Origin of the sequence: Pseudidiomarina gelatinasegens, assembly GCF_004025325.1 — a bacterium.
Taxonomy (GTDB): Bacteria; Pseudomonadota; Gammaproteobacteria; order Enterobacterales; family Alteromonadaceae; genus Pseudidiomarina; species Pseudidiomarina gelatinasegens.
In genome coordinates, this window is sequence record NZ_RSFE01000003.1 from 124,597 (window position 1) to 148,986 (window position 24,390).

General features: G+C 47.7%; 17 protein-coding genes. 10 read left to right on the forward strand and 7 right to left on the reverse strand.

The window, feature by feature from the left end; translation table 11 throughout:
• Nucleotides 1-38 precede the first annotated feature (38 nt).
• From mfd to EGC76_RS04880, 5 genes are all read left to right on the forward strand, one after another.
• On the forward strand, nucleotides 39-3,506 hold the full coding sequence (gene mfd, locus EGC76_RS04860; RefSeq protein ID WP_128351886.1) for a transcription-repair coupling factor: 3,468 nt from the start codon (nucleotides 39-41) through the stop codon (nucleotides 3,504-3,506).
• Nucleotides 3,507-3,508: 2 nt separating this feature from the next.
• Nucleotides 3,509-4,594: a CsiV family protein gene (locus EGC76_RS04865; protein WP_128351887.1), complete on the forward strand. Its 1,086-nt coding sequence runs from the start codon at nucleotides 3,509-3,511 to the stop codon at nucleotides 4,592-4,594.
• A 30-nt stretch (nucleotides 4,595-4,624) separates the two neighbouring features.
• Nucleotides 4,625-5,125: a MarR family winged helix-turn-helix transcriptional regulator gene (locus tag EGC76_RS04870; protein ID WP_128351888.1), complete on the forward strand. Its 501-nt coding sequence runs from the start codon at nucleotides 4,625-4,627 to the stop codon at nucleotides 5,123-5,125.
• The gene (locus EGC76_RS04875) at nucleotides 5,088-6,878 is read left to right on the forward strand and encodes an ExeM/NucH family extracellular endonuclease (RefSeq protein WP_128351889.1); all 1,791 of its coding nucleotides are present in this window, start codon (nucleotides 5,088-5,090) and stop codon (nucleotides 6,876-6,878) included. Before EGC76_RS04870 ends, EGC76_RS04875 begins: the two co-directional genes overlap by 38 nt.
• A 98-nt stretch (nucleotides 6,879-6,976) precedes the next feature.
• Nucleotides 6,977-8,341 (forward strand): alkaline phosphatase, encoded by a 1,365-nt coding sequence (locus EGC76_RS04880; RefSeq protein ID WP_246013902.1) that lies wholly within the window; start codon nucleotides 6,977-6,979, stop codon nucleotides 8,339-8,341.
• Here EGC76_RS04880 and asnB read toward each other — a convergent pair.
• The 4 genes from asnB to EGC76_RS04900 all read right to left on the reverse strand — a co-directional run bounded on the left by asnB (nucleotide 8,338) and on the right by EGC76_RS04900 (nucleotide 13,461).
• Complete coding sequence (asnB, locus tag EGC76_RS04885; protein ID WP_128351890.1) at nucleotides 8,338-10,353, reverse strand: asparagine synthase (glutamine-hydrolyzing); 2,016 nt, start codon at nucleotides 10,351-10,353, stop codon at nucleotides 8,338-8,340. The genes EGC76_RS04880 and asnB overlap by 4 nt on opposite strands.
• Before the next feature lie 17 nt (nucleotides 10,354-10,370).
• Nucleotides 10,371-11,435, reverse strand: a complete 1,065-nt coding sequence (locus EGC76_RS04890) for an aspartate/ornithine carbamoyltransferase family protein (RefSeq protein WP_128351891.1) — start codon at nucleotides 11,433-11,435, stop codon at nucleotides 10,371-10,373.
• Between the two features lie 126 nt (nucleotides 11,436-11,561).
• On the reverse strand, nucleotides 11,562-12,992 hold the full coding sequence (locus EGC76_RS04895) for a sodium:solute symporter family protein (RefSeq protein WP_246013903.1): 1,431 nt from the start codon (nucleotides 12,990-12,992) through the stop codon (nucleotides 11,562-11,564).
• Nucleotides 12,982-13,461, reverse strand: coding sequence for a hypothetical protein (locus EGC76_RS04900; RefSeq protein WP_128351892.1), 480 nt, complete (start codon nucleotides 13,459-13,461; stop codon nucleotides 12,982-12,984). The genes EGC76_RS04895 and EGC76_RS04900 overlap by 11 nt, the downstream gene beginning before the upstream one ends.
• Nucleotides 13,462-13,557: 96 nt before the next feature.
• Between EGC76_RS04900 and EGC76_RS04905 the strand changes: the two genes are divergently transcribed.
• Both EGC76_RS04905 and EGC76_RS04910 read left to right on the forward strand, forming a co-directional pair.
• Nucleotides 13,558-13,974, forward strand: coding sequence for a 2-amino-4-hydroxy-6-hydroxymethyldihydropteridine diphosphokinase (locus EGC76_RS04905; RefSeq protein WP_128351893.1), 417 nt, complete (start codon nucleotides 13,558-13,560; stop codon nucleotides 13,972-13,974).
• A complete protein-coding gene (locus EGC76_RS04910; protein WP_128351894.1) occupies nucleotides 13,967-14,680 on the forward strand; it encodes an SDR family oxidoreductase in 714 nt (237 codons plus the stop codon). Before EGC76_RS04905 ends, EGC76_RS04910 begins: the two co-directional genes overlap by 8 nt.
• Here the strand turns inward: EGC76_RS04910 and acnA are convergent.
• On the reverse strand, nucleotides 14,677-17,358 hold the full coding sequence (acnA, locus tag EGC76_RS04915; RefSeq protein WP_128351895.1) for an aconitate hydratase AcnA: 2,682 nt from the start codon (nucleotides 17,356-17,358) through the stop codon (nucleotides 14,677-14,679). The genes EGC76_RS04910 and acnA overlap by 4 nt on opposite strands.
• 235 nt (nucleotides 17,359-17,593) lie before the next feature.
• Between acnA and EGC76_RS04920 the strand changes: the two genes are divergently transcribed.
• Both EGC76_RS04920 and tesB read left to right on the forward strand, forming a co-directional pair.
• A complete protein-coding gene (locus EGC76_RS04920; RefSeq protein ID WP_128351896.1) occupies nucleotides 17,594-18,490 on the forward strand; it encodes a sensor domain-containing diguanylate cyclase in 897 nt (298 codons plus the stop codon).
• A 92-nt stretch (nucleotides 18,491-18,582) separates the two neighbouring features.
• Complete coding sequence (gene tesB / locus EGC76_RS04925) at nucleotides 18,583-19,455, forward strand: acyl-CoA thioesterase II (protein WP_128351897.1); 873 nt, start codon at nucleotides 18,583-18,585, stop codon at nucleotides 19,453-19,455.
• Here the strand turns inward: tesB and EGC76_RS04930 are convergent.
• Complete coding sequence (locus tag EGC76_RS04930) at nucleotides 19,444-20,688, reverse strand: NupC/NupG family nucleoside CNT transporter (protein ID WP_128351898.1); 1,245 nt, start codon at nucleotides 20,686-20,688, stop codon at nucleotides 19,444-19,446. The genes tesB and EGC76_RS04930 overlap by 12 nt on opposite strands.
• A 25-nt stretch (nucleotides 20,689-20,713) precedes the next feature.
• Nucleotides 20,714-21,346 (reverse strand): uridine kinase, encoded by a 633-nt coding sequence (gene udk, locus EGC76_RS04935; RefSeq protein WP_128351899.1) that lies wholly within the window; start codon nucleotides 21,344-21,346, stop codon nucleotides 20,714-20,716.
• A 193-nt stretch (nucleotides 21,347-21,539) separates the two neighbouring features.
• On the opposite strand from udk, the gene EGC76_RS04940 reads away from it, so the two are divergent.
• The gene (locus EGC76_RS04940; RefSeq protein ID WP_128351900.1) at nucleotides 21,540-24,317 is read left to right on the forward strand and encodes a M16 family metallopeptidase; all 2,778 of its coding nucleotides are present in this window, start codon (nucleotides 21,540-21,542) and stop codon (nucleotides 24,315-24,317) included.
• The last annotated feature ends 73 nt before the right edge of the window (nucleotides 24,318-24,390 follow it).

Consider the following 24,390-nt stretch of genomic DNA (forward strand, 5'->3'; position numbering starts at 1 on the left):
ATGCATACAATGAAACGCAGTAGAGAATTAAAAAACTCATGACCAAAGCGTCTATTCTAACGCCACCAAAACCCGCGAATGCAACTCGAGATATCACCTGGCAAAACCTTGCTGGAAGCAGTGTTGCGCTTGCGCTTGGACAGCTCATTGAACAACATGACGGGCCGGTACTGGTCGTTACACCGGACGCTCCGCAAGCCCATCGTCTTGAACATGAAGTGCAATATTTCACGCCAACCTGGCGCCAGCAAGTGATGGTGTTTCCTGACTGGGAAACCTTGCCCTACGACAGCTTTTCACCGCATCAGGATATTATTTCAGAGCGTTTGAGTGTGCTTGCACGCCTACCGGATATGCAACGTGGCGCACTGATTGTTTCGTTAAATACGTTAATGCATCGTATTGCTCCCACTAACTATGTTGCGGGGCAAGCTGTTCAGGTTAATAAGGGCCAGAAACTGGACATCCATGGCCTGCGGCAGCGCCTTGAGCGCGCCGGTTATCGGCACGTTGCCCAGGTAATGGAGCATGGTGAGTTCTGCGTACGCGGTTCCTTGCTAGATTTATTTCCAATGGGCAGTTCGCAGCCCTATCGCATTGATTTTTTTGACGATGAAGTTGATTCAATTCGCATATTTGACCCAGACACACAGTTGTCCTCGGCAGAAATTGACGCAATCAACTTATTACCTGCTCACGAATTTCCGACGTCGCCAGCAGCGATTGATGCGTTTCGCGCGCGTTACCGCGAGATGTTTGACGCGTCGAACTCCCGTGATTCAGTTTACTATCAGGTCTCGAACCAACAGTTCCCAGGCGGCGTCGAATATTACTTGCCGCTATTCTTCGAACAAACTGCAAGCCTATTTGATTACTTACCGGATAACACACTACTGGTTTCGTTTGGCGATCTACAAGGCAGCCTTGATCAACTCTGGCACGATATCAATCAACGCTACGAGCAACGTCGCTATGACCCGCTGCGCCCCTTAGTTCCGCCAGCACAACTATTTTTATCCGCTGATCAGGTACACGGTGCATTTAAGGCCATGCCGCGTATTCGGGCCATGGTACCCGACGGAAAACCGCAGCCAGGCCCGCAGCTTTTCAAAACCGATAGTTTGGGCGAGATTGCGGTTAATCATCAATTAAAGAACCCACTCGAGAGCTTACAAAAGCGCTTACAACAGGCGTTCGCCGAGAAACAGCGCGTGCTGTTTTTGGTGGAATCAGCTGGGCGCCGCGAAACCTTGCGGGAATTATTGGCGCCGTTGCAATTGCACTTGACCGAGTTTGACCAGTTTGATGACTTTATAACAAGCACGGATACGAGCGGCATTTGTGTAAGCCCTATTATTAATTCGTTTGCCTTGCCCGAACAAAAATTACTGGTTATTACCGAAACCGAATTATTAGGTCAACGCATTGCTCAGCGCCGTCGCCGCGATCAAAAAGCGACTGTCAGTGCTGAAAATATGGTGCGCAACTTAGCTGAGCTGCGCATTGGCCAACCGGTTGTTCATATCGATCATGGCGTGGGCCGGTATCAAGGTTTGCAAACCCTGGACACAGGTGGCGTCACTACCGAGTTTGTGACTATCGAATATGCCAGTGGCAGTAAACTTTATGTGCCGGTAGCAGCGCTGCACGTATTGAGCCGCTACAGCGGTGGTGAGGAAGCCTCAGCGCCACTACACAAACTCGGTAACGACCAATGGGAAAAAGCGAAACGCAAAGCTGCTGAAAAAATTCGTGATGTTGCGGCCGAGCTACTCGATGTGTATGCCCGGCGCGAAGCGAAACCAGGTTACGCCTATAATCTTGATACTGAAGAATACCAGCGCTTTGCCAACAGCTTCCCGTTTGAAGAAACTGATGATCAGCAGGCGGCAATTACAGGTGTACTTGCCGACATGCAGTCTGACCGTGCGATGGACCGTTTGGTCTGTGGTGACGTCGGTTTTGGTAAAACAGAGGTTGCCATGCGCGCCGCTTTCGTTGCGGTTAGCGACGCGAAACAAGTGGCTGTGTTAGTACCCACAACCTTATTGGCGCAACAACATTTTGAAAACTTTAAAGACCGTTTCGCGGATTGGCCGATTCGCGTTGAAGTTCTGTCACGTTTTAAAACTGGCAAGCAAACGCAAAAGATTTTAGAAGATCTCGCGCAAGGCAAAATTGATTTGGTGATTGGCACGCATAAACTGCTGAGCGCCGACGTAAAGTTCAAAGATCTCGGGCTGCTAATTGTTGACGAAGAACACCGCTTTGGGGTGCGCCAAAAAGAAGCCGTAAAACGCTTACGTGCTGACGTTGATATTTTAACGCTTACCGCAACCCCAATTCCGCGCACATTAAATATGGCCATGCACGGCGTGCGCGATTTATCCATTATCGCTACCCCACCGGCCAAGCGCTTAGCGGTTAAAACCTTTGTGCGTGAATATGATGAGCCAACAATTCGTGAGGCGGTGCTGCGTGAGATTCTGCGTGGCGGTCAAGTTTACTTTTTGCACAATAATGTCGAAACCATTGAGAAAACTGCTGCGACCATAGCAGCGTTAGTTCCAGAAGCGCGGGTGACTGTGGCGCACGGGCAAATGCGTGAACGTGACCTCGAACGCATTATGTCGGATTTTTATCATCAACGTTATAACGTGCTGGTTTGCACAACCATTGTGGAAACCGGCATTGATGTGCCAACCGCCAATACCATCATTATGGATCGCGCGGATCATCTCGGACTGGCCCAAATGCATCAGTTACGCGGTCGCGTTGGACGTTCGCACCATCAAGCATACGCATACTTGTTAACGCCAAATCCGAAGCGCATGACCAAAGACGCGATGAAACGTCTTGAAGCGATTTCCCAACTTGAAGACCTGGGCGCTGGTTTCATGCTGGCGACACACGACCTGGAAATTCGTGGTGCGGGTGAATTGCTTGGTGATGACCAAAGTGGACAAATTGAAACCATCGGCTTCACGCTCTATATGGAAATGCTCGAACAAGCAGTGAAAGCATTACGCGAAGGCAAACAGCCCGCTCTTGATCAGTTACTTAAAGCCCAAACAGAAATTGATCTTCGTGTGCCAGCGTTATTACCTGAAACCTACATCGCCGATGTGAATACTCGCTTAAGCCTCTATAAACGCATTGCGAGTAGTGACGATGTGCAAAGTTTGCATGAAATTCAGGTTGAACTGATTGACCGCTTTGGTCTTTTACCCGATGCAGTTAAAAACCTGGTGCGGGTAACTGAACTACGCAATCGGGCCGGCGCACTGGGAATTCGTAAAATAGACGGTGGCCCGCAGAGTATTAACATCGAGTTTGCCGATGACACGCGTGTGTCTCCGCAAATTTTGATTGGTTTAATTCAATCTCAACCGGATGAATACCGTCTTGACGGCCCTAATCGTTTACGTATTCTTCGTAAAATAGATGATACTCAAGGTCGTCTGAAACTGGTAGAGTCGTTATTAGACGAGTTTGCACGAGGATAATTATGACTGCTTGGTTGCGTACGAGCCTAATCGCATTTGGTTTAGCTATTTCTACCGCTGGTTTCGCTCAGGAAAACCCTGAAGATTGGCGTTGGTTTGAGGTTGAGGTGTTGGTGTTTAAGCACACCGAAACTGCTGATATCGAAGAATTCCCTTGGCACCCCCCTCGCCAGGTGGAAGTAGCCAATGATCCACTTTCAGAGTTTTATGCACCAAATTTTTATGGCCTGCTTCATGATATTCCTAAGTGCCCTGATTCGGAGCAGAGACTTCAAGTACGCCCTGTGTTTTGTGCCCAAGCCAATGAACTCGATCCGTTCGCTGAACCTTGGTATCAACCAGAGCGAATTTTGAGTGGTTTCAAACATGCGCCGGCAACTGTAATTAACGGTTTTGGTGGCGACATGACACAGTCGACCGGACCTTATCTGCTGGCGGAAACTGCGCACACCTTTAATGATTTCCGAGAACAGCTGGAACGTCGAAATGTTGGCACGCCGTTGCTGCATGTAACCTATCGAATTCCCGTTTTTAACCGCAGTGCTAATAATAAAGTTCGCTTGTTCGGTGGCCGTAACTTTGGCCAAAGCTTCTTACCAAGCGGATACGAACAGCCACCTTTTGCTCACCTCGACGCCATTGATGATACTAGCGACAGTGAACCACAGTTATTTGAAGAGCTCGAAATACTGTTAGATCAAGTTAATCAGAACGCGCTCAATTTGAGTTATCGTGATCACCGCACTCCAAATCCACCGCCACTGCTGCCGGAACGAGAGCATTCCGAGCGCCCAACACCGGTGTGGGAACTGGATGGTACTTTGCATATCTACTTGGTGGGCAACTATTTGCATATCGACAGTGATCTTGAATTGCGATCACCTCAAAAGGTGCGTTTCAATCAACGCGAACTGCCAGCGCAGCTCGAACAAGCATTGCAAGTGGAACGAATAACTTCACAGTTTTTGCGCAGCTATCGACTGAACCAGTTACGTCGCGTGATCAGTCATGAAACCCATTACTTTGATCACCCACAACTCGGTTTAGTGGTCCAGATTCGCCGCACTGACTTATCGGCGCGACGCTGAGCTGCGCTAAGTAAGAGCATAGGAATTGCTATGGAAAAGTACGAAGAACTGCTGCTTGCGCTGAGAAAGGTTATACGTGCAACAGATTTGTACTCAAAACAGTTAAACAAATTAACGGGGCTAACGGCCCCGCAATTATTGATTCTGAGGGAAATTGCTGCAGCACCGGACGGTATTACAGCCAGTTCAGTTGCCCAAAATATTACCTTGAGCCCGGCTACGGTAAGTAATGTTATTGATCGGTTAGAGCATCGCGAACTGATTCACCGCGAGCGCAGCACGCAGGATAGACGCCGCGTTGTTTTATCACTAACGCCAACGGGCCGAGCGCGTCTTGCCGAAGCGCCTCGCCCGCTACAAGAAGATTTTATTCATAAATTTCAGGCACTCGCTGATTGGGAACAATCACAGTTAGTGGCTGGAATGCAACGAATAGCTGCCATGATGGATGCGGAACGACTCGATGCCGCAAACGTACTTGAAGTAGGAACCTATGAACAAAAAAAATATCGTACGCGCAAGCCTAAGTAGCCTCTCGATACTGGTACTTGCCAGTTGCGCTCAAGTAGCGCAGCCACCGCTGTGCTTAAGCGACGTTACCCGTATTAATCAAATACAAGGCACCAGTGCAGAATCAAGCCTGGTCGGTCAGCAAGTCACTATCCGAGGCGTGGTAACCGCAGCATGGCAGAGTTCCGACGCGCTGGGTGGTTACTTTATACAAAGCGTACCCAATGACGTCGACAACAACGCGATGACATCCGAAGGGCTATTCGTTTCAGCTGCGAATACCACACTATCGATGAATGTTGGTGAGCTGGCGTATGTTACTGGTACCATTGGTGAGAGTAATGGCCTCACGCAAATTGACACGATCACAGCCTTCGCGGTTTGTGACAGCAACCTGACCGTAGAACCGACGCAATTTGAATTGCCGGTTGCAAACTTTGAGCAATTCGAAGCGCTTGAAGGCATGCTGCTCTCGTTAACGCAGTCATTAACTGTAAATGGACATTATCAATTACTTCGTCATGGTCAGTTCGATGTTGCACCGCATCGTTTATACACACCAACGCAGCATGTTGAACCGGGTGAGCCTGCTCGTAAGCGTGCACTGGCGAATAAACTTGCTCGCCTTGTTATCGATGACAACCAAGCACCAAATCCTGACGAAATCAAAATTCCGGCACCCGCACTTAGTGCCGACAATAGCTTACGCAGTGGCGATACCATCGGCCCAGTATCTGGTATATTAAGCGAGTTTCGTGGCGATTATCGGCTGCAACCCACTTCAACCATTGAAGTGATTAAAACCAACAGTCGCCCGCAGCCACCGCAAAGCCCAGCGACGAATACTATAAGAGTGGCAGCATTCAACGTGCTTAACTATTTTAACGGCGAGGGTCGTGAAAAATCATTTCCAACTGAACGAGGGGCAAAAACTGCGGAAGAATTTGCTCGCCAGCATCAAAAGATTATCGCAGCACTGAGCCAGTTAAATGCCGATGTGATTGGCTTAATGGAAATTGAAAACGATGGCTACAACAGTCACAGTGCAATTCACGAGCTAACTGATGCCTTAGCAACAGCCACAGGGCACCCATGGCGCTTTATTCAGGCCGATCAAGACCGCTTCGGCACTGATGCCATTACCAATGGCTTAATTTACCGTAGCGACAAGGTACGTCCTGAAGGGGAACCGTTAACAATTAACCAAGCACCTTTTGGGCAGCGCAGTCGACTTCCTCTTATTCAACGTTTTGTACCCTACAACACCGTCGAAAACCTAGTGATTTCAGTCAATCATTTTAAGTCTAAAGGCAGCTGTCCAAGTGATCGGAAAGATGCCAACGCTAATCAGAACGATGGCCAGGCCTGTTGGAATCAAGCCCGCACAGAGTCATCGCAACTGCTGGCTGACTTCATTGATAATCATCCTGAACTGCGGCGTCACTCTTTGCGCGTGCTCATGGGTGATTTCAATGCTTATGCACAAGAAGATCCGATTCAGACATTATTAAAACGCGGTTATTACAATCGAATAGACTACTTTAACCCGCAAGGCTACAGCTATGTCTATGACGCTCAGGCCGGCAGCCTTGACCATTTATTGGTTTCTTCAGGCCTCACAGCACGGGTGGTCAATCAGGCTATTTGGTCAATAAATGCTGATGAGCCAACTCTATTGCAATACAATAACGCGAATAAAAATCCAAACTGGTATGCCCCGTCGCCTTACCGTGCGTCAGATCATGATCCGGTATATGCGGACATACAGTTTTAGATCTAAATACTGACAGTGTCGGCAGCGGATGAAGCGTCATACCGCTGTCATCTTTGAAGATTAAAATATCGATAATCATCATTAAGTGGATAATATTTATGTTGTTACGCGTAACTACAGCCATGACGATGGCTACACTGGTATTATCAGGCTGTGCCGCTAACTCAGCGACTAATAAACCAGAAGCTTCTGCTCAACCCAATTCAGCACCAAATATTATCTTTATGATTGGTGACGGCATGGGGTTTGAATATATTTCCGCTTATCGTTATGCCATGAGCGAGATAGGTTCTGAACATTTAGCTTCGACGCCATTTGACGACCTCTTGGTTGGCGCCGCAACCACCTATCCTGAAGATAGCACCTGGGTTACGGATTCCGCCGCGAGTGCAACAGCTCTAGCTACTGGCCATAAGAGCTACAATGGTGCAATTGGCGTTGATGCGCAAAAGCTACCACAACAAACGCTAATGGAGCTTGCTCGCAGTAAAGGCTGGTCGACAGGCGCTGTCGCAACGGTACAGGTAAACCACGCGACGCCTGCCAGTTTCTTTACCCATCACCCTTCGCGCAGTCTCTACAACGCCATTGCGGATTCCTATGCTCAGCAAGTCACTGAAGGCGGATGGAGTTTCGATGTATTACTTGGCGGTGGCTACGACTACTTTAATCGTGACGACATGAATTGGCTGCCGAAATTAGAGCAACAAGGCATGACTGTGGTCACGGAAATGGACCAACTCGATACGGTTGAAACAACACCTGTGTTGGGCTTGTTCGCTCCAACTGCATTGCCCTTTGCAATTGATGACGAACCAGAGCGCTTAGCCCAAATGACCCAACACGCGTTACGCGCTCTAACCCACAAATCAGCACAAAACGGCAAGCCGTTCGCATTGATGGTTGAAGGCAGTATGATTGACTGGTGTGGGCATGCGAATGATATTGCCTGTGCAGTGCATGAAATGGCTGACTTTGCCGCTGCTGTCGAAGTGGTACGTGATTATATGAAGCAACATCCAAACACGTTGCTCGTGATCACAGCGGATCATTCCACAGGCGGCCTAACGCTTGGACAAGGCGGTGAGTATGCGTGGTATTCAGACAAGGTTATGGGCATCAACCAGTCGCTTGAAGTGATGGCGACGGCCCTGCTCGATTTACCAAAATCTGAGTGGCGCGAGTATTTAGCGCCTCGCTTAAATCTTGAGCTAACCGAACAACAATGGCAACAAATCGCTGCCATCACTATTAGCCCTGACCTGAAAGGCCGAAGCCGCCTCGCCCCAATTCGAAACGTGTTGGTTCCTATTATTAGCGAACACACACGTACCGGGTGGACCACCACCGGACACACCGCTGTGGATGTTCCGGTAATGGCATCTGGCCCGGGCGCTGACGCGTTTAAAGGTTACATCGATAACACCGATATCGCCAAAGCCCTATTAAAGCTGGTGCGTTAAGCGCACCAGCCAAGCTCATTGGCCCGTTGTTGGGCCAATGCAGGCACATCGGTTTTAACAAAGTGATGGTGCAATATTTGCACACCAAGCATATGGTTAATTACTGCATCGAGCTGCACTTTCTCGTCAATCGGCACCGCGTCCGACTCATGTTTTTCAAAAGTACGCTGCACTTCTGCATAGTCCAGCAAACCCGCTTCTTTAACGGCATCTTCTGACAGAAACTGTTCAGCCAGTTTTAACACTGCCTGCCACTTTTTCGGATCGGTATGCGCCGGAGGGGCCATAAACGCGAACTTTTCACGTTTGTACAAGGTTTCCGGCAGCAAACCTTTCATGGCTTCACGCAGCACGTATTTTTCTTTGTTGCCCTTAATACGCAGGTGCGGTGGCACAGTAAAGGCATACTCGGCTAGGTGATGATCTAAAAATGGTGGCCGGGCTTCCATAGAGTTCGCCATATCGACACGATCGCCACCCCAGGTCAAAATTTGCCCCTCAAGCATGGTCTTTATCCAGACATATTGCGCTCTGTCCAGTGGGTGACGCCCTTTCAACATCGCCTCATCCAAGGTGTTCGCAATCGCCTTACCCGCGTCATAGTCATCGAGCTCCGCACGGCGTTCTTCGCTTATTAGCGGTAAGGCCGTATCAGCACATGACAACCAAGGTTGCACGCAGCTTGGAGTAAAGCCCATCTTTGCGTTAAACGCCGGACTCACAAACTCTTCGCGAGCTAACATGGCGCCCTTAAACAGCTTGTTATTTTTCTCCAGCAACTCCTGCCAGGCTTTGCGTTCGCTGTCGGGCAGATGATCGAGACCATGTAAAAACATGTCCTTACGAAATGCCGGGTAGCCAGCAAACAATTCATCTGAACCTTCGCCCGTTAAAACCACTTTATAGCCCACATCATGTACCTGCTGACTCATCAGGTACTTGGCTACGCCAAGTGTGTTGTAGATGGTGCGTTCCGTATGCCATATCGTTTTAACAAAGTGGTCATATAAATCATCGGCTTTCAACCGCATGATGTGATGATCAGCGCCCGTCGCTTCAGCCATTTCCTGCGCAATGGGCGTTTCATCATAGTCATTGGAATCAAAGCCAATGGTAAACGCTTTTACTGAGGTTTGCGTAGCCGCTGCCGATAGTCCCAAAATGGCACAAGAATCAATTCCTCCGGACAAATAGCATCCTACGGGAACATCTGCGGTTAAACGGTGCTGAACGGCCTCTAGAAGGTGTTTACGCACACCATCAATGTATTGCTGTTCGTCGACGTCATCACCTGGGTATTCATGTGCGAGTGGAAAGTTAACGTCCCAGTATTTTTGCTCGCTCAACTCAAGCTGGTCTGAATTACGCACAACTTTCACAACATGCCCTGGCGCAACTTGTTTAATCCCTTCAAATGCGGTTGAGCCCGGCACCATCACTTGAATAAGTTGATGATATAAACCTTCCGATGAAAACTTACGCTGCACTGCTGGGTGCGCAAACAATACTTTCAGTTCAGAACCGAACACCACACCCTCCGGTGTTTCGGTGTAATAGAGAGGTTTGATGCCGAAGCGGTCACGCACCAAATACATGGCATCTTCTTGCGTATCGTATAAGCCAAAAGCGAACTCACCGCGCAAGTGTTTTAATGTTTCGTTCAAGCCTTCACGTTCATACAAATGCAAAACGATTTCTGAGTCGCTTTTGGTACGAAAGCGCGCGCCACGCGCGGTCAAATCTGCACGGATTCGCTTAAAGTCATAAAACTCACCATTGTGTGCTAACAGTAAGTTGCCGCTGTCGTTTACAAAGGGCTGACGCGCCCGATCTTCATCTAAGTCAATAATCGACAAACGTGCATGACTAAATCCTACACCGGAGTTTGGCATTACATGGTAGCCAAATCCATCCGGCCCGCGATGATGCATAATCGCTGCCATATTAACTAAGGTTTGCGGGTTCGGCTGTTGGCCAGCGTTACGATTAAAAATTCCTGCAATTCCACACATACTTCTGGGTCCTTGTTCTATACGACGTCAATGACACGCTCTGCACGTTCTACCATGCATGTCAGTAGGGCCATGCGTAAAAATACCGCACCGCGCGCTTGGCTGAAATACCAGTTGTGCGCAGTATGGTCGAGGTCAGTTGCGAGTTCTTCGCCCCGCGCGAGCGGGTGTAAAATAATTGCATTTTCTTTTAACGGTGACTTCGCAGTCAGGTGAAATGCACTGCCGTAGGTATTGAACGTATCGCCTTCCCAAGAAATTGCATTGATGTAAACAACATCAAGCGTTGGGAGTATCGATTCAAGTTCGGTACTGGTTGTGATTTTAATACCCCGCGCTTCCAATTCTTCGCGCTGGCCTGCACCAAATAAGTCGGCTGTGCTCGCTTCATCATGAATAATCACCAGCTCATCAACCGCATGGGGAAATACCGACAAGCACTTCAAAAAACTGCGTACGGTACGCATTTTATTCGGTACCCCAATAACACCAATACGAATTTTGCTGTTATTGGCTGGGTCGACCAATTCTGGTCGCCATTTGAAAATCGCGTACATATCTGACAACGCCTGCGTCGGGTGCTCATCGGCACCGTTGCCAGCATTAATAATTGGAATGCGTAGAGCGTCCATCATTTCAAATAGTGAACTTTCGTTGTTATCGCGCAACACGACGCAGTCACCGTAGTTGTTAAACATTTCTGCCACGTCAGCCAAGCACTCACCTTTGGCTATACCTGTGGTTGAGCGATCAGTAATCGACATGATGTCACCCCCCAACCGATGCCACGCACTTTCAAACGAAAGTCGTGTGCGGGTGCTTGGTTCATAAAAAGCACTAATTAGAATCTTATTTTGTAACGGAGAACTAAACCGCTTTGGATTGCTTTCGATTTTTGCCGCTAACCGAAACAATTGTTTCATTGTGTCTTGATCAAATTGATCACCCGAAACAATATGTTGGTTCGCCAACTTAACCAAAAAGTCGCCGTCTTCCTGTATAACGCGTAGCAAGGCTTTCGGATGGGCATCGCCATACACATCGGGCCGCTCACGTTCAAATGAGACATCGTTAACATTCATAAGTGTGTTACCAAAGTTGTTTAGAAAATAAATCTTTAAGCCATAGCGTAAGCAAAATTACTGGCGCTATCGCTGCTAAAATTAAGCAAATCATCACCAAGGCACTAAAGCCGGTTAAACCAAGCATTACGATGACTCCTGTAATAACTGCCAGTCAAAATGCTGCTTACTGCGCCATAGTCCAACAGCGCAGACGATTGCAGAAATGATGCAAGACGTTAGTGCAGCAACGTAGAACCCAATCGCAAAGTAACCAACAAGGCCTAGCACTGTGCCACTCGCCATTGCCAGCGCCGCATAACGACCACATAACTTAGGTTGGTATAACCCCAGCACAATTGGAAAGATAGTGCTGGCAACAAAAGCGCCGGCGAAATTTAAAAGCGCGCCCAACGTTGCAATCTGTGGCAAACAGAACAACCAAGTAACAACACCAATTCCGGCAATGCAGTACCGATTAAAACGGAATAAATCGCGATCTTTCGCAGCTGGCCGTAATTTTTTATGGTAAATGTCACGAGTTACCAAGTCAGATGTCGCAGCCAGCAATGAATCAAGGCTAGACGCTAACGCGGAAAAAACCACAATAAAGACAACAATAGCACCAACCTTACCGAGCACTTCAGCGGCCACCATGGGCCCCACCATATCGGCGCTGGGCGGGAAAATTCCAAGTTGGGGGGCTGCTAAGGCGATGAACCCAGTTACAATAGGTATCGGCAACCATAAAAAGCCACCCAATAAAAATGCTTTGAACGCCACTTTCCCTTTAAACGCCAGTGCCCGTGACCACCAGACGTTTGAATGAAAAATTTCACCCAAACCAAAGAAAATATTGTTGAACAGAAACATCACCGCAGCTGGAAATAACAAATCCAAAAGTTTCGGATGATTATTCGTCAATTCGCCATGAATGCTTTCTAAACTAACCGTATCAATTAAGAACCACGCAATAGCCACCACACCAACAATGATAATCAAGGCCTGAATAAAGTCGGTGGCGATAACGGCGCGTAACCCGCCAAACAAGGTATATCCGACACAGATGATAAGAATGGCCGTCATGCCAATATGGTAATCAAGCCCACTTAACGCTTGCAGGAGTATACCGCCAGCCATGCCTAAGCTGATTAACCAGCCAAACGCGTAAACCACCGAGATAACAATAAACACCCACCAGGCCCCTTGGCCAAAGCGTAAGCGTATAAAATCACCCGAGGTGTAACCGTTGGGCATCAAGCGTTTTATCCGGGCTGCGAGTGGTGCAAACAAGATTAACCCAAGCGCGGCAAAGGAGTAGCCAACCATGCCCCAAATGCCAAATTGGTAAGTAAGTTGCGGCGCAACTAAGGTGGTATTACTGGTCACCCAGGTTGCCATCGCGGTCGCTGCTGCGAGGGCAAAACCAACGTTACGCCCCGCTAGCGCAAAGTCTTCATGGGTTTTATTCGAGCGCCCCAAGTACCACCCAAACACAATCCAAATGAGGCCAAAAATAACCACCAAGGCCAATCCGAGCGAACTATTGAGGGCAAAGTCTGTCGTTTCAGTCATCATTGCGACTCCGTTGATGGTTGGTCCATATGAGTCCAGCAAGAAAAAGGAATACGACTAACCCGACCAAAAACAGCCCAATGGCTTGCCATAACGGATAGTGATCCACGCGCACTTTTACAACGTTACTTAACTGAGTTTGGTTAGCTTGGGGTTGGTTGTTGCTGCGTAATCGGAAAAAATGTTCACCGTTACTAAATCCTGACAAGGTCATGCGATCAAAATCACCGAACCACGGATAGGTTCGAACTACCTTGGTGAATTCAGGGTTAGTCGAATACTCGACCCATAGAGCTTGGCTTGGTGCTTCAGAGAGTTTTAATACAAAATAACCTTCGCGACTTTGAGAGGGAGCCGACAGCACCGGCAGTTCGTCTTGTGCCGATAACACATAGGCAGACGCGGGTCGCGCATTCAGCGTGATCAATAAAAATAGAGCGATGTATACTGCGAACCTGATTAGGTTTGGCACTATTCCTTCCTGTAGCCCTTTGTTCCTAGGCTACCAAGTGAGGAAAATCATTTCAACTTAAGGTATGCTCACAATCACTGCAGTTTAGGGAATGTTATGCCTCAAATTTATTTGTGTACGATGGGTGCAAACCTCGCACCCGAAACAAACTTTGCCAAAGCGCGTGAACAAATAGCACGATATGGCCGCGCGCATTACTCGCGTGCGATATATACGCGCCCAGTGGCTATGGAAAGTGATTTGGATTTCTTAAACGCATTGTTTTTGCTTGAGACTGACCTCGATTCTGATGCCTTAAAACTGCACTTTAACGCCATCGAAATCGATCTGGGCCGCGATAGAACAGATCCATTAAGCAGCCAAAAAGACCGCCCAATGGATATAGATATTTTGGGGAATCTTATGCATAAAGATATCTGGCAGTTAGTGCCAAGCTATCTGAAGCCGGTTATTTCAACCCTCAAACCTATGGCAAACAGCCTGCAGCAACAATTGGATTTTCAGCATGAATAATTCTTCGAAAACAGTACTTATTACCGGCGCGGGTCGTCGCTTTGGGCTCGCATTGGCTCACGCCATGCTGGACGAAGGTTACCAAGTTATTGCTCACTACAACACATCAAAAGACGGTGTTGCTGAATTAGAAAGCCGCGGTGCTGCATCCGTGCAGGCTAATCTAGCCGACTTAGCGCAAGTACATCAGCTTATTGATTCGGTGCAACAGCACGTTTCACAACTCGATTTGTTGGTAAATAACGCATCGTGTTTTTTTGAAAATGCGCGCATTGACGCAAGTGATGACAACTTAACGGCAGTACTCAATGTGCACACAGCAGCGCCCTACTTGCTGATCAATCGTCTCCACAAACAATTAGCTGCTGCGAATGGCAATGTCATTAATATTACAGATATTTATGTCGACAGCCCGTCAACTGATTATGTTGCTTACTGTGCGGCAAAAGCTGGTCTTGCAAGCCTTACATTGTCGTTTGCCAAAAAATTAGCCCCAGCTGTGCGCGTTAACGCAATTCAGCCAGGGCCTATTCTTTTTCTACCGGAGCACGACAGCGCTCACCGCCAAAAAGTGTTAGCTGAGACGCCGCTCAACATTGAAGGTGGACTGGAGCCAATGATTGCAACGGTGCGTTTTTTACGCGACAACCCGTTCATCACTGGCGAGTCCATCAAAGTTGACGGCGGCAGAGCACTAACAATTTAGGCGGCTAACATCTGCCGCAGTACATAGTGCAAGATGCCGCCGCTGCGGTAATACTCAAGTTCATTACCCGTATCAATACGGCATTTCACGTCGAACGTTACGGTTGAACCATCAGCCTTTTTGGCATGTACCTTCAGCAACTGGCCAGGTTTCAGATCATCGTTAAGTCCGGTGATGCTAATCTGCTCATCACCTGTTAAGCCATGAGCTTGCACCCCTTCACCCTCGGCAAATTGCAATGGCAACACGCCCATGCCCACCAAGTTGGACCGGTGAATACGTTCAAAACTTTCAGCAATAACCGCTTTTACACCCAATAAAGTGGTGCCTTTAGCAGCCCAGTCACGGCTTGACCCCGTGCCATATTCCTTGCCCGCAAGCACCACCAGTGGCATGCCTTCTTGCTGATACTGCATGGCAGCGTCATAAATAGACATTTCTTTGCCGCTTGGTACGTGCCGCGTAAAACCACCTTCAACACCATCTAACATTTGGTTTTTGATACGAATATTAGCGAAGGTGCCGCGCATCATGACTTCATGATTACCCCGACGTGAACCATAGGAGTTGAATTCATCAATCGGCACGCCATTTTCTTGCAGATATTTACCTGCCGGTGAGTCTGGCTTAATTGAGCCTGCTGGCGAAATATGGTCCGTCGTGATCGAGTCCGCAAATACCGCAAGCACTCGCGCATCTTTTAAGTCACTCAACGCAGGCAGTGGCTTGTCGATACCGATGAAATATGGCGGATTCTTCACGTAGGTTGAATCATCGCTCCAGTTATAGGTTTCGCCTTCACCAACTGGAATCGCACGCCATTCTTCGTCACCTTTAAATACTTCACCGTACTCCTTGCTAAACATTGCGCCGTCGACGAATCGTACAGCATCCGCAATTTCTTTATTGCTTGGCCAAATATCTTTCAAGAACACAGGATTACCTTGTTGATCGGTCCCAATTGCATCTTTGGTCAGGTCAATCCGCGTAGTTCCTGCCAACGCATAAGCAACAACTAAAGGTGGCGACGCAAGCCAGTTGGCTTTGACATCCTGATGAATTCGACCTTCAAAGTTGCGGTTACCAGAGAGCACCGATGACACTGTGAGATTGCCTTCACGAATTGCATCAGTGATTTCATCAGGCAAAGGTCCTGAGTTACCAATACACGTGGTACAACCGTACCCAACCAAGTTAAATCCTAATTTATCTAAATACTGGGTTAAATCCGCTTTGGCTAAGTAATCTGTGACAACCTTGGAGCCTGGTGCCAGTGACGATTTCACCCAAGGTTTTCGGTTTAATCCCCTCTCGAGAGCCTTTTTAGCAATCAAACCAGCAGCCATCATGACGCTTGGGTTCGACGTATTGGTACACGAGGTAATTGCAGCAATCACCACATCGCCATGTGATAGCTCAAAGTCCTTGCCTTTCACAGCAATGCTTTTGTCTTTTTCAGCGGACTGACCGTTGGTTTCTAAGAACAAGTCAAAGGCCGAACCTAACTGCGCCATCGCTACGCGATCTTGTGGGCGTTTCGGCCCCGCCAAAGATGCCTCCACGGTACTTAAATCAAGTTCTAACGAATCCGTGAATACGGGTTCTTGATCAGAGTCGCGCCACATACCTTGCGCCTTCGAATAGGCTTCGACCAAATCGATTGTGTCTTGGTCACGACCCGACAGCTTCAGATAACGAAGTGTTTCTTGGTCGACTGGGAAGAAACCGCAGGTAGCACCGTACTCTGGTGCCATGTTACCGATAGTTGCTCGGTCCGCTAATGGCAAGTTATCCAAACCTGGGCCATAGAATTCAACGAATTTACCAACCACACCATGCTTACGCAGCATCTGGGTAACCGTTAGCACGAGGTCGGTGGCGGTTAGCCCTTCGGCCAGTTTACCAGTCATACGGAAGCCAACCACTTCGGGAATAAGCATCGAAACTGGCTGCCCCAACATGGCCGCTTCAGCTTCAATACCGCCAACGCCCCAACCCAATACACCCAAACCATTAATCATGGTGGTATGCGAATCGGTACCCACTAAAGTGTCAGGCATCACATAGGTTTTACCTTCTTGCTCCTTGGTCCAGGCAACTTTCGCCAAGTACTCTAGATTCACTTGGTGACAAATACCGGTGCCAGGCGGCACCACGCGGAAGTTTTCAAAGGCATTTTGGCCCCAACGCAAAAATTGGTAGCGCTCAAAATTGCGCTCCATTTCAATTTTCACATTCTGCTTAAATGCTTCCGGTGTGGCGTATTTATCCACCATAACCGAGTGGTCAATGACCAAGTCGACAGCTGACAGAGGATTGATTTGATTTGGATTCTGCCCTGCTTTTGCCACGGCATCACGCATCGCGGCTAAATCAACCACCGCAGGCACCCCAGTAAAATCCTGCATCAGTACACGTGCGGGACGGTATTGAATTTCACGATCAGATTTTCTGTTTTTAAGCCATTTCGCCACGGCTTCAATATCTGTGGAAGTTACGGTACTGCCGTCTTCATTGCGTAGCAGGTTTTCGAGTAACACTTTCATCGATGTCGGCAATTTATTAACGTCACCGATATCTTTCAAATGCTCTGCGGCTTTAGGTAGGCTGTGGTAATGATATGTTTTACCGTTTACTTCTAACGTGCTTAACGTTTTCAAGCTGTCGGTGCTCGACATAGCTTAACTCCTTTTTCAAACGATACATGCCCTAAGCTTAGACACAAAACAGTGGTTCAGCCATAGCGCGAATTTATATTCACTATGGGTATTGTGAAAGCAAAGATCAACCAAGTAACATGTTGATACCTCATAATATTGCTGAGAATAACCAACACTTGAATGCTGGCTATTCGTAAATTTCGTCTAGCATGGTATAACAGAGTCTCTACCGCAATGGGAACCACAAATCAGCATGCCACACCGAAAACTAGAAGCCTTTGAGGCGCTTGGGCAATACATGGACTTACTGCTGGATGCCATTTGTGTGGTTAATCCCGAGGGTGAATTTATATATGTCAGCGCAGGTGCAGAACGTGTTTTCGGTTACAAGCCTGAAGAAATGATTGGTCAATCGATGTTCGCTTTCATGCACCCAGATGACCACGAGCGCACCCGTTCAACTGCCGCCGAAATTATGAGCGGTGCCGGCAAAGTTGATTTCGAGAATCGCTATATTCGTAAGAATGGCGAGGTAGCAACCATATTGTGGTCTGCGCGTTACTCACCCAATGACGATATTCGTATTGCCGTGGCCCGAGATATAACGGCGCAACGGCGCGTTGAAATTGAACGGCAGCAATTGTTTGACCGTTTGGAACGTCTTGCATTGTACGATCCCCTAACCCAACTGCCGAACCGCAATTACTTTTACCAACGCGCCATTCAGGCGCTAACACTGCATAGCGACATTGGCATTGTGTACATTGATTTGAACCATTTCAAAGAAATCAACGACCAATATGGCCATGCCATTGGCGATCAGGTGTTACATGCGGCTGCACAGCGCCTGCTCAAGTCGGTACGCAGTCATGATACGGTTGCTCGCATTGGCGGTGATGAGTTTGTTCTGTTACTTGAGCGTGTGCAAACAGCTGAGGACGCTCATAAAATCGCAGAAAAGATTTTGGCTACCTTCGATACCCCTATCGAACTAACGAGCTCTTCCAACAAGTTTCAGATTGGCGCCAGTATTGGCATTGCGCTCTCCACGCAACACGGCTGCGACATTGAGCTGTTATTGCAGCATGCTGATAATGCGATGTACAAAGCCAAGCAGCAGCGTGATAAACACATTGTTATCGCCTCGTAAAACCACTCTTGTGCACGCCAAATGAGGCCTTATAATAGCGCTGATCAGACCAGATGCGGTCGTTACGTGATGAATGATTCGAAGGAACAACAATGAGCCAGGTATTGGACGATCTACTCAACTTATTAAAGCTAGAAACCATTGAACAAGGCCTTTATCGGGGCCAAAGCCAAGACTTAGGTTTTGGTGCTGTGTTTGGTGGGCAGGTTATTGGCCAAGCATTATCCGCCGCAAAAGAAACCTTACCCGAAGATCGCAAAGTGCATTCACTGCACACCTACTTTTTACGACCAGGCGATGCGCATAAACCAATCATTTATGATGTCGAAAACATTCGCGACGGCAAGAGCTTCTCTACGCGCCGTGTGCAGGCCATTCAATTTGGTAAGCCTATCTTTTATATGACCGCGTCATTTCAAATTGAAGAACCTGGCTTTGAGCATCAAGACGCCATGCCGGACGTGCCAGGGCCTGAAGGTTTAGTTTCTGACATTGATATCTATCGCGAGCATGCTGAACTGATTCCGGAATCAATTCGCAATAAATTTATTTCGGAAAAGCCCATAGAAATGCGCTTTGTAACGGCTAATAATCCATTTAAGCCAAAGATTGATGCCCCGCGGCGCTATGTTTGGTTACGCGCCAACGGTGACATGCCTAATGACTCGCGCGTGCACAAATATTTGTTGGCTTATGCATCTGACTTCAATTTCCTACCAACAGCCTTGCAGCCACATGGCTTCAGTTTTGCGCAACCTAACATCCAAATGGCAACCATCGACCATTCTATGTGGTTCCATAAAGACTTCCGCATGGATGACTGGTTGCTTTATGCGATTGATAGCCCGGTGGCAACCGGTGCACGTGGTTTGGTTCGCGGCCAAATATTTAGCCGCGACGGCACGTTAGTTGCGTCCACCATGCAAGAAGGTGTGGTACGCAAACACGAACGTTTAACCAAGTGAGAAAAAGAAGCCCGCGATAGCCGCACTCATCATATTCGCAAGGGTTGCTGCAAGTAATGCTTTCATCCCTAAACGCGCAATATCATGACGGCGGCTAGGCGCCATTCCGCCTAATCCACCCAGTAAAATAGCAATCGATGAGAAGTTCGCAAAGCCACACAGCACGAAGGTTATAATTACCTGGCTATGCATACTCAATTGATCTTTGTAGTTAACGAAGTCGAGATACGCCACAAATTCGTTAATAACCAGTTTTTGACCGATAAAACTACCCGCCAGTTGTGCTTCATCCCAACTTACACCTAAGACATAGGCTACCGGCTGGAAGATATAACCGAACAATTGTTGTAAGGATAAATCAGGATAGCCGAACCAGCCCCCAACCCAACCAAACAGACCATTAATTAAAGCAATCAAAGCAACAAAAGCAATCAACATGGCGCCAACGTTTATGGCCAGCTGAACACCACTTGAAGCGCCCGATGCTGCCGCATCAATAACGTTAACGGCACGGTCTTCAACTTCAACAGCATCATTACTTTCACCAGTTGAACCGGCGATAATATTTTCAATATCTTCACGCGGCTTTTCAATTTCAGGAATAATCATTTTAGCCATGAGCAAGCCCGCTGGAGCTGCCATAAAACTTGCCGCTATAAGATACTTCAACTCAACGCCAACACCCGCATAACCGGCAAGTACTGACCCTGACACCGAAGCCATACCGCCAACCATTACCGCAAACAGCTCAGAGCGCGTCATACTCGCAATAAACGGGCGAACCATCATTGGTGCTTCAGTTTGGCCAACGAACACGTTCGCAGCGGCGGACATTGACTCTGGACGACTGCTGCCGATAATCTTTTGCAGCGAGCCACCAAGAATCCGAATAATCCATTTCATAATGCCGAGATAATAAAGTACGGAAATTAACGATGAGAAAAACACAATAACGCTGAGTACCTGAATGGCAAACACAAAGCCAAATTCAGCGGAGGCTAAGCCACCGAACATAAATTGGATACCCGCATTGGTAAAGGCAATAATCTTTGCTACGCCAGATGCCACGGCGAACAACACGTCTTGCCCGAAGGGTACATACAACACAAAAGCCCCAAGAATAACTTGAAAGGCAAAGGCGCCGCCTACGGTTCGCCATCGAATCTGCTTGCGATTGGATGAAAAGGCATAAGCAACCAATAAAATGATGGCGATTCCAAGAAAACTATTCATAAATTATAAGCCGTTATTGTTTTTGTTATTCCGCCAATAATTGACGAATTTTCGATTTGATCAAGTCGATTGCAATTTCATTCTGGCCACCTCGTGTTACCACAAGATCAGCAAATTGCTTCGACGGAAGAATGAACTCAAAAAATGCCGGACGCACAGTTTCCTGATATTGCTCAGCAACAGATTGAATGGTACGCCCCCGCTCTTCAACATCCCGGGTCATGCGTCGCAATAAGCAAACATCCAACGGTGTATCCATAAATACTGAAATATCGAATAACTGCCGTAATTTTGGATCATGAAGAAGCAAAATGCCTTCCACCATAATCACTTTACCAGGGTTAATTTTTATCGTGTCTTGCAATCGCGTATGCGTTTTATAGCTATATTGCGGCATTTCCACAGGCTCGCCACGGCGCAATTGTCCTAAATGTTGTACCAGCAACTCATGTTCAAAAGCCGCCGGGTGATCATAGTTTGTTAACTGGCGCTGTTCAAAGCTCATATGACTTTGATCGCGGTAATAAGCATCTTCTGCAAGAATCGCGATACCATGCCCGCCTAACTCAGCGACCAATTCCTGATAAACGGTTGATGCGAATAAACTCTTACCTGATGCTGATGCGCCAGCAATGGCTATTATGGTTGTTTTTCCCACGCTTAACTTCTTTCAGTTGCCCGACAACAGGCGGCAATTATCGTCGATTAGGCGGCTAATTGGAAGTATTGTAAACCCTTGACCAATCTTGTTACATTTTGTCACTAACAAAACATGTTCCTATTTCATAAGCTTCGCTATGATGGCTTTCGTTACAATTTCATAACGCAATAAAAAATACGGGAACATGAATATGTTATTTCGTCATACTCTTACGGCAGTTGCCGTTGCCTCTGTGCTACTTGCGGGTTGTCAAAGCACCGCTGAACAAACAAGTCAATCAACAGTAGCTGCGCAACAGCTGCCTGCAGTTAACATTGATTATCAAAGCTTCACACTCGACAATGGTTTACGTGTTGTTGTGCATGAAGATCGCAAAGCACCAATCGTTGCAGTTAACGTTTGGTACGCCGTAGGTTCTAAAGATGAAAGCGTAGGCCAAACTGGTTTCGCACACCTATTTGAACATTTAATGTTTAACGGTACTGAGAACTACGACGACGAATATTTCGGCCCGTTTGAGCGCGCTGGTGCAACAGACATGAACGGCACCACTAATAGCGATCGCACAAATTACTTCCAAAACGTTCCAACGCCAGCGCTCGACATGGCTCTGTGGATGGAATCTGACCGTATGGGTCACTTGCTTGGTGCTGTTACTCAAGAGAAACTTGATGAACAGCGCGGCGTTGTGCAAAACGAAAAACGTCAAGGCGAAGCACAACCGTACGGTCGTGTATTCGGCTATTTAGCTGAACAAACCTTCCCTGAAGGTCACCCGTATTCGTGGTCGGTTATTGGCTCAATGGAAGATTTGAATGCTGCGTCGTTAGACGACGTGCACCAGTGGTTCAATGATTATTATGGCGCAGCGAACGCAGTTGTGGTTTTAGCTGGTGATATCGATGTAGAAACCGCCAAAGCAAAAATGGAAAAGTACTTCGGCCACATTGCGCCAGGCAAACCTTTGCAGAAGCTGGAAAGCTGGGTAGCTAAGCGCACTGGCACGAAGCGCGCAACCATGGAAGATAATGTTCCTGCCTCGCGTGTTTATAAATTATGGAACACCGCCGAAATGGGCACGGCTGATTCTACGTACTTGCAATTGCTAACCAATATTTTAGCCAGCGGCAAGAACTCACGTTTGTATCAGCGTTTGGTGCACGAAGAACAGATTGCCAGTATGGTTTCAGGCTTCCAGTACGAACGTACTTTGGCAGGCCAGTTCTTTGTAATTGCCGACGCGAAACCAGGTGTTGAACTGGAACGTATCGAAGCAGTTATTGATGAAGAACTTGCTAAGATTATTGCTGAAGGCCCTACCGCAGAAGAATTAGCGCGCGTTAAATTCTCTGAAGTTGCAAATTACATCCGTGGTATTGAGCGTATTGGCGGCTTTGGTGGTAAATCAGACTTACTTGCTGCCGGTGAAGTCTATCAGGGCGACCCGGGCTTTTATGAGACCGCTTTTGAGCAACTACGCAACGCGACACCGCGTGATCTGCAAGCAGTTGCAGAGCGCTGGTTAAGTGACGGCGCTTTTGTTTTGAACGTTGTTCCACAACCGAAATTCACCACAGCCGAAGCGCAAGCTGATCGCTCTGAGTTACCTAAAGTTGGCGACTTACCGAAACTAGAGCTACCAGCTCTTAACACGTTCACCCTGTCTAACGGCCTTGAAGTTGCTTTGGCTGAACGTCATGACGTTCCAACAGTGCAAATGGCATTGATGTTTGACAGTGGCTATGCGTCAGATTTCGGTGGTAAAGTCGGCACTGCAAGCTTTGCGATGAGCATGTTACGCGAAGGTACCAGTAGCCGTACGTCGCAAGATATAGCTGAACAACTGGAAACCTTAGGCACCAATCTTTCAACCAGCGCTAGCATTGATTCGTCGCGGATTTCTATGGACAGCTTAGTTTCAAACTTAGCACCAAGCCTTGATATCTTTGCAGACGTTATCGAAAATGCTGCCTTTGCAACCGACGAAATTGAGCGTAAGCGTGGCAACTGGATAGAAAGTATCAAGAAAGAAAAAGCTTCACCGACCAGCCAAGCAATTCGTATTTTGCCTGGATTAATCTTCGGTGAAAACCACGCGTATGGCGTTCCATTGACAGGTTCAGGCACCGAACAGTCAATTTCCTCGCTTTCGCGCGAAGACTTAATCAGCTACCGCGATACTTGGTTACGTCCAGATAACGCACGCTTAGTTATTGTTGGTGCAACAACCGAGGCAGAAATTAAGCCTCTGCTTGAAGAAGCGTTGAATGATTGGCAAGCACCTGCCACACCAAAACCAACCAAGCAATTCACTGCGTTAGCCAAGCAAGAAAGCCCACGTGTGTTTATTATTGATCAGCCAGGAACCCCTCAGTCAACAATTCTAGCGGGCCATTTGGCACCGTCAGATCGTGTTGAAAATGCAGACGTTCTGGATGTAACCAATACCATTTTAGGTGGCAGTTTCACCAGCCGTATGAACATGAACCTGCGTGAAGACAAAGGTTGGTCATACGGTGCTCGCACCATTTGGTCTGGTTACGATCAAGCAGGTATGTTCTTCACTTTGGCGCCAGTTCAAACTGATAAAACCAAAGAATCCATTCAAGAAATCTTGAAGGAATTGAACCAATACCAAAATGATAAGCCAGCAACTGCTGCTGAACTTGAAAAAGTTCAAATGAACAAGACCGCTAAATTGCCAGGCGCTTATGAAACCAAAGCAGCGTTGTTAGGCGCGGTTGTGGATACTTTAGGCAAAGGCAAAGATATGCAGTGGCTGGAAACTTATGGTGAACGCGTTAGTGCGATTGATGTCGAAGATGTGCAAAGTACCGCAACATCATTCATTGATACCGAAAGCTTAACTTGGGTCATCATTGGCGATGCAGCCCAAATAGCTGACGACGTGCGTTCACTAAACCTCGGTGAAGTGACCATGCTGGACAGCGACGGTGACCCACTGTAATTGTTTATTCTGCATGTAAGTGTATTAGCCGCTCTTCGGAGCGGCTTTTTTTTTTGAGCTTTTTCCAATTTAT

What these genes read in the sequence shown, in the direction of transcription:
- EGC76_RS04880 (WP_246013902.1), top strand. Translation starts at nt 6,977, where the DNA reads ATGTTGTTACGCGTAACTACAGCCATGACGATGGCTACACTGGTATTA.
- acnA (WP_128351895.1), bottom strand. Translation starts at nt 17,358, where the DNA reads ATGTCGAGCACCGACAGCTTGAAAACGTTAAGCACGTTAGAAGTAAAC.
- EGC76_RS04870 (WP_128351888.1), top strand. Translation starts at nt 4,625, where the DNA reads ATGGAAAAGTACGAAGAACTGCTGCTTGCGCTGAGAAAGGTTATACGT.
- EGC76_RS04910 (WP_128351894.1), top strand. Translation starts at nt 13,967, where the DNA reads ATGAATAATTCTTCGAAAACAGTACTTATTACCGGCGCGGGTCGTCGC.
- EGC76_RS04865 (WP_128351887.1), top strand. Translation starts at nt 3,509, where the DNA reads ATGACTGCTTGGTTGCGTACGAGCCTAATCGCATTTGGTTTAGCTATT.
- mfd (WP_128351886.1), top strand. Translation starts at nt 39, where the DNA reads ATGACCAAAGCGTCTATTCTAACGCCACCAAAACCCGCGAATGCAACT.
- EGC76_RS04920 (WP_128351896.1), top strand. Translation starts at nt 17,594, where the DNA reads ATGCCACACCGAAAACTAGAAGCCTTTGAGGCGCTTGGGCAATACATG.
- EGC76_RS04930 (WP_128351898.1), bottom strand. Translation starts at nt 20,688, where the DNA reads ATGAATAGTTTTCTTGGAATCGCCATCATTTTATTGGTTGCTTATGCC.
- tesB (WP_128351897.1), top strand. Translation starts at nt 18,583, where the DNA reads ATGAGCCAGGTATTGGACGATCTACTCAACTTATTAAAGCTAGAAACC.
- EGC76_RS04890 (WP_128351891.1), bottom strand. Translation starts at nt 11,435, where the DNA reads ATGAATGTTAACGATGTCTCATTTGAACGTGAGCGGCCCGATGTGTAT.
- asnB (WP_128351890.1), bottom strand. Translation starts at nt 10,353, where the DNA reads ATGTGTGGAATTGCAGGAATTTTTAATCGTAACGCTGGCCAACAGCCG.
- EGC76_RS04895 (WP_246013903.1), bottom strand. Translation starts at nt 12,992, where the DNA reads ATGATGACTGAAACGACAGACTTTGCCCTCAATAGTTCGCTCGGATTG.
- EGC76_RS04905 (WP_128351893.1), top strand. Translation starts at nt 13,558, where the DNA reads ATGCCTCAAATTTATTTGTGTACGATGGGTGCAAACCTCGCACCCGAA.
- EGC76_RS04940 (WP_128351900.1), top strand. Translation starts at nt 21,540, where the DNA reads ATGTTATTTCGTCATACTCTTACGGCAGTTGCCGTTGCCTCTGTGCTA.
- EGC76_RS04875 (WP_128351889.1), top strand. Translation starts at nt 5,088, where the DNA reads ATGAACAAAAAAAATATCGTACGCGCAAGCCTAAGTAGCCTCTCGATA.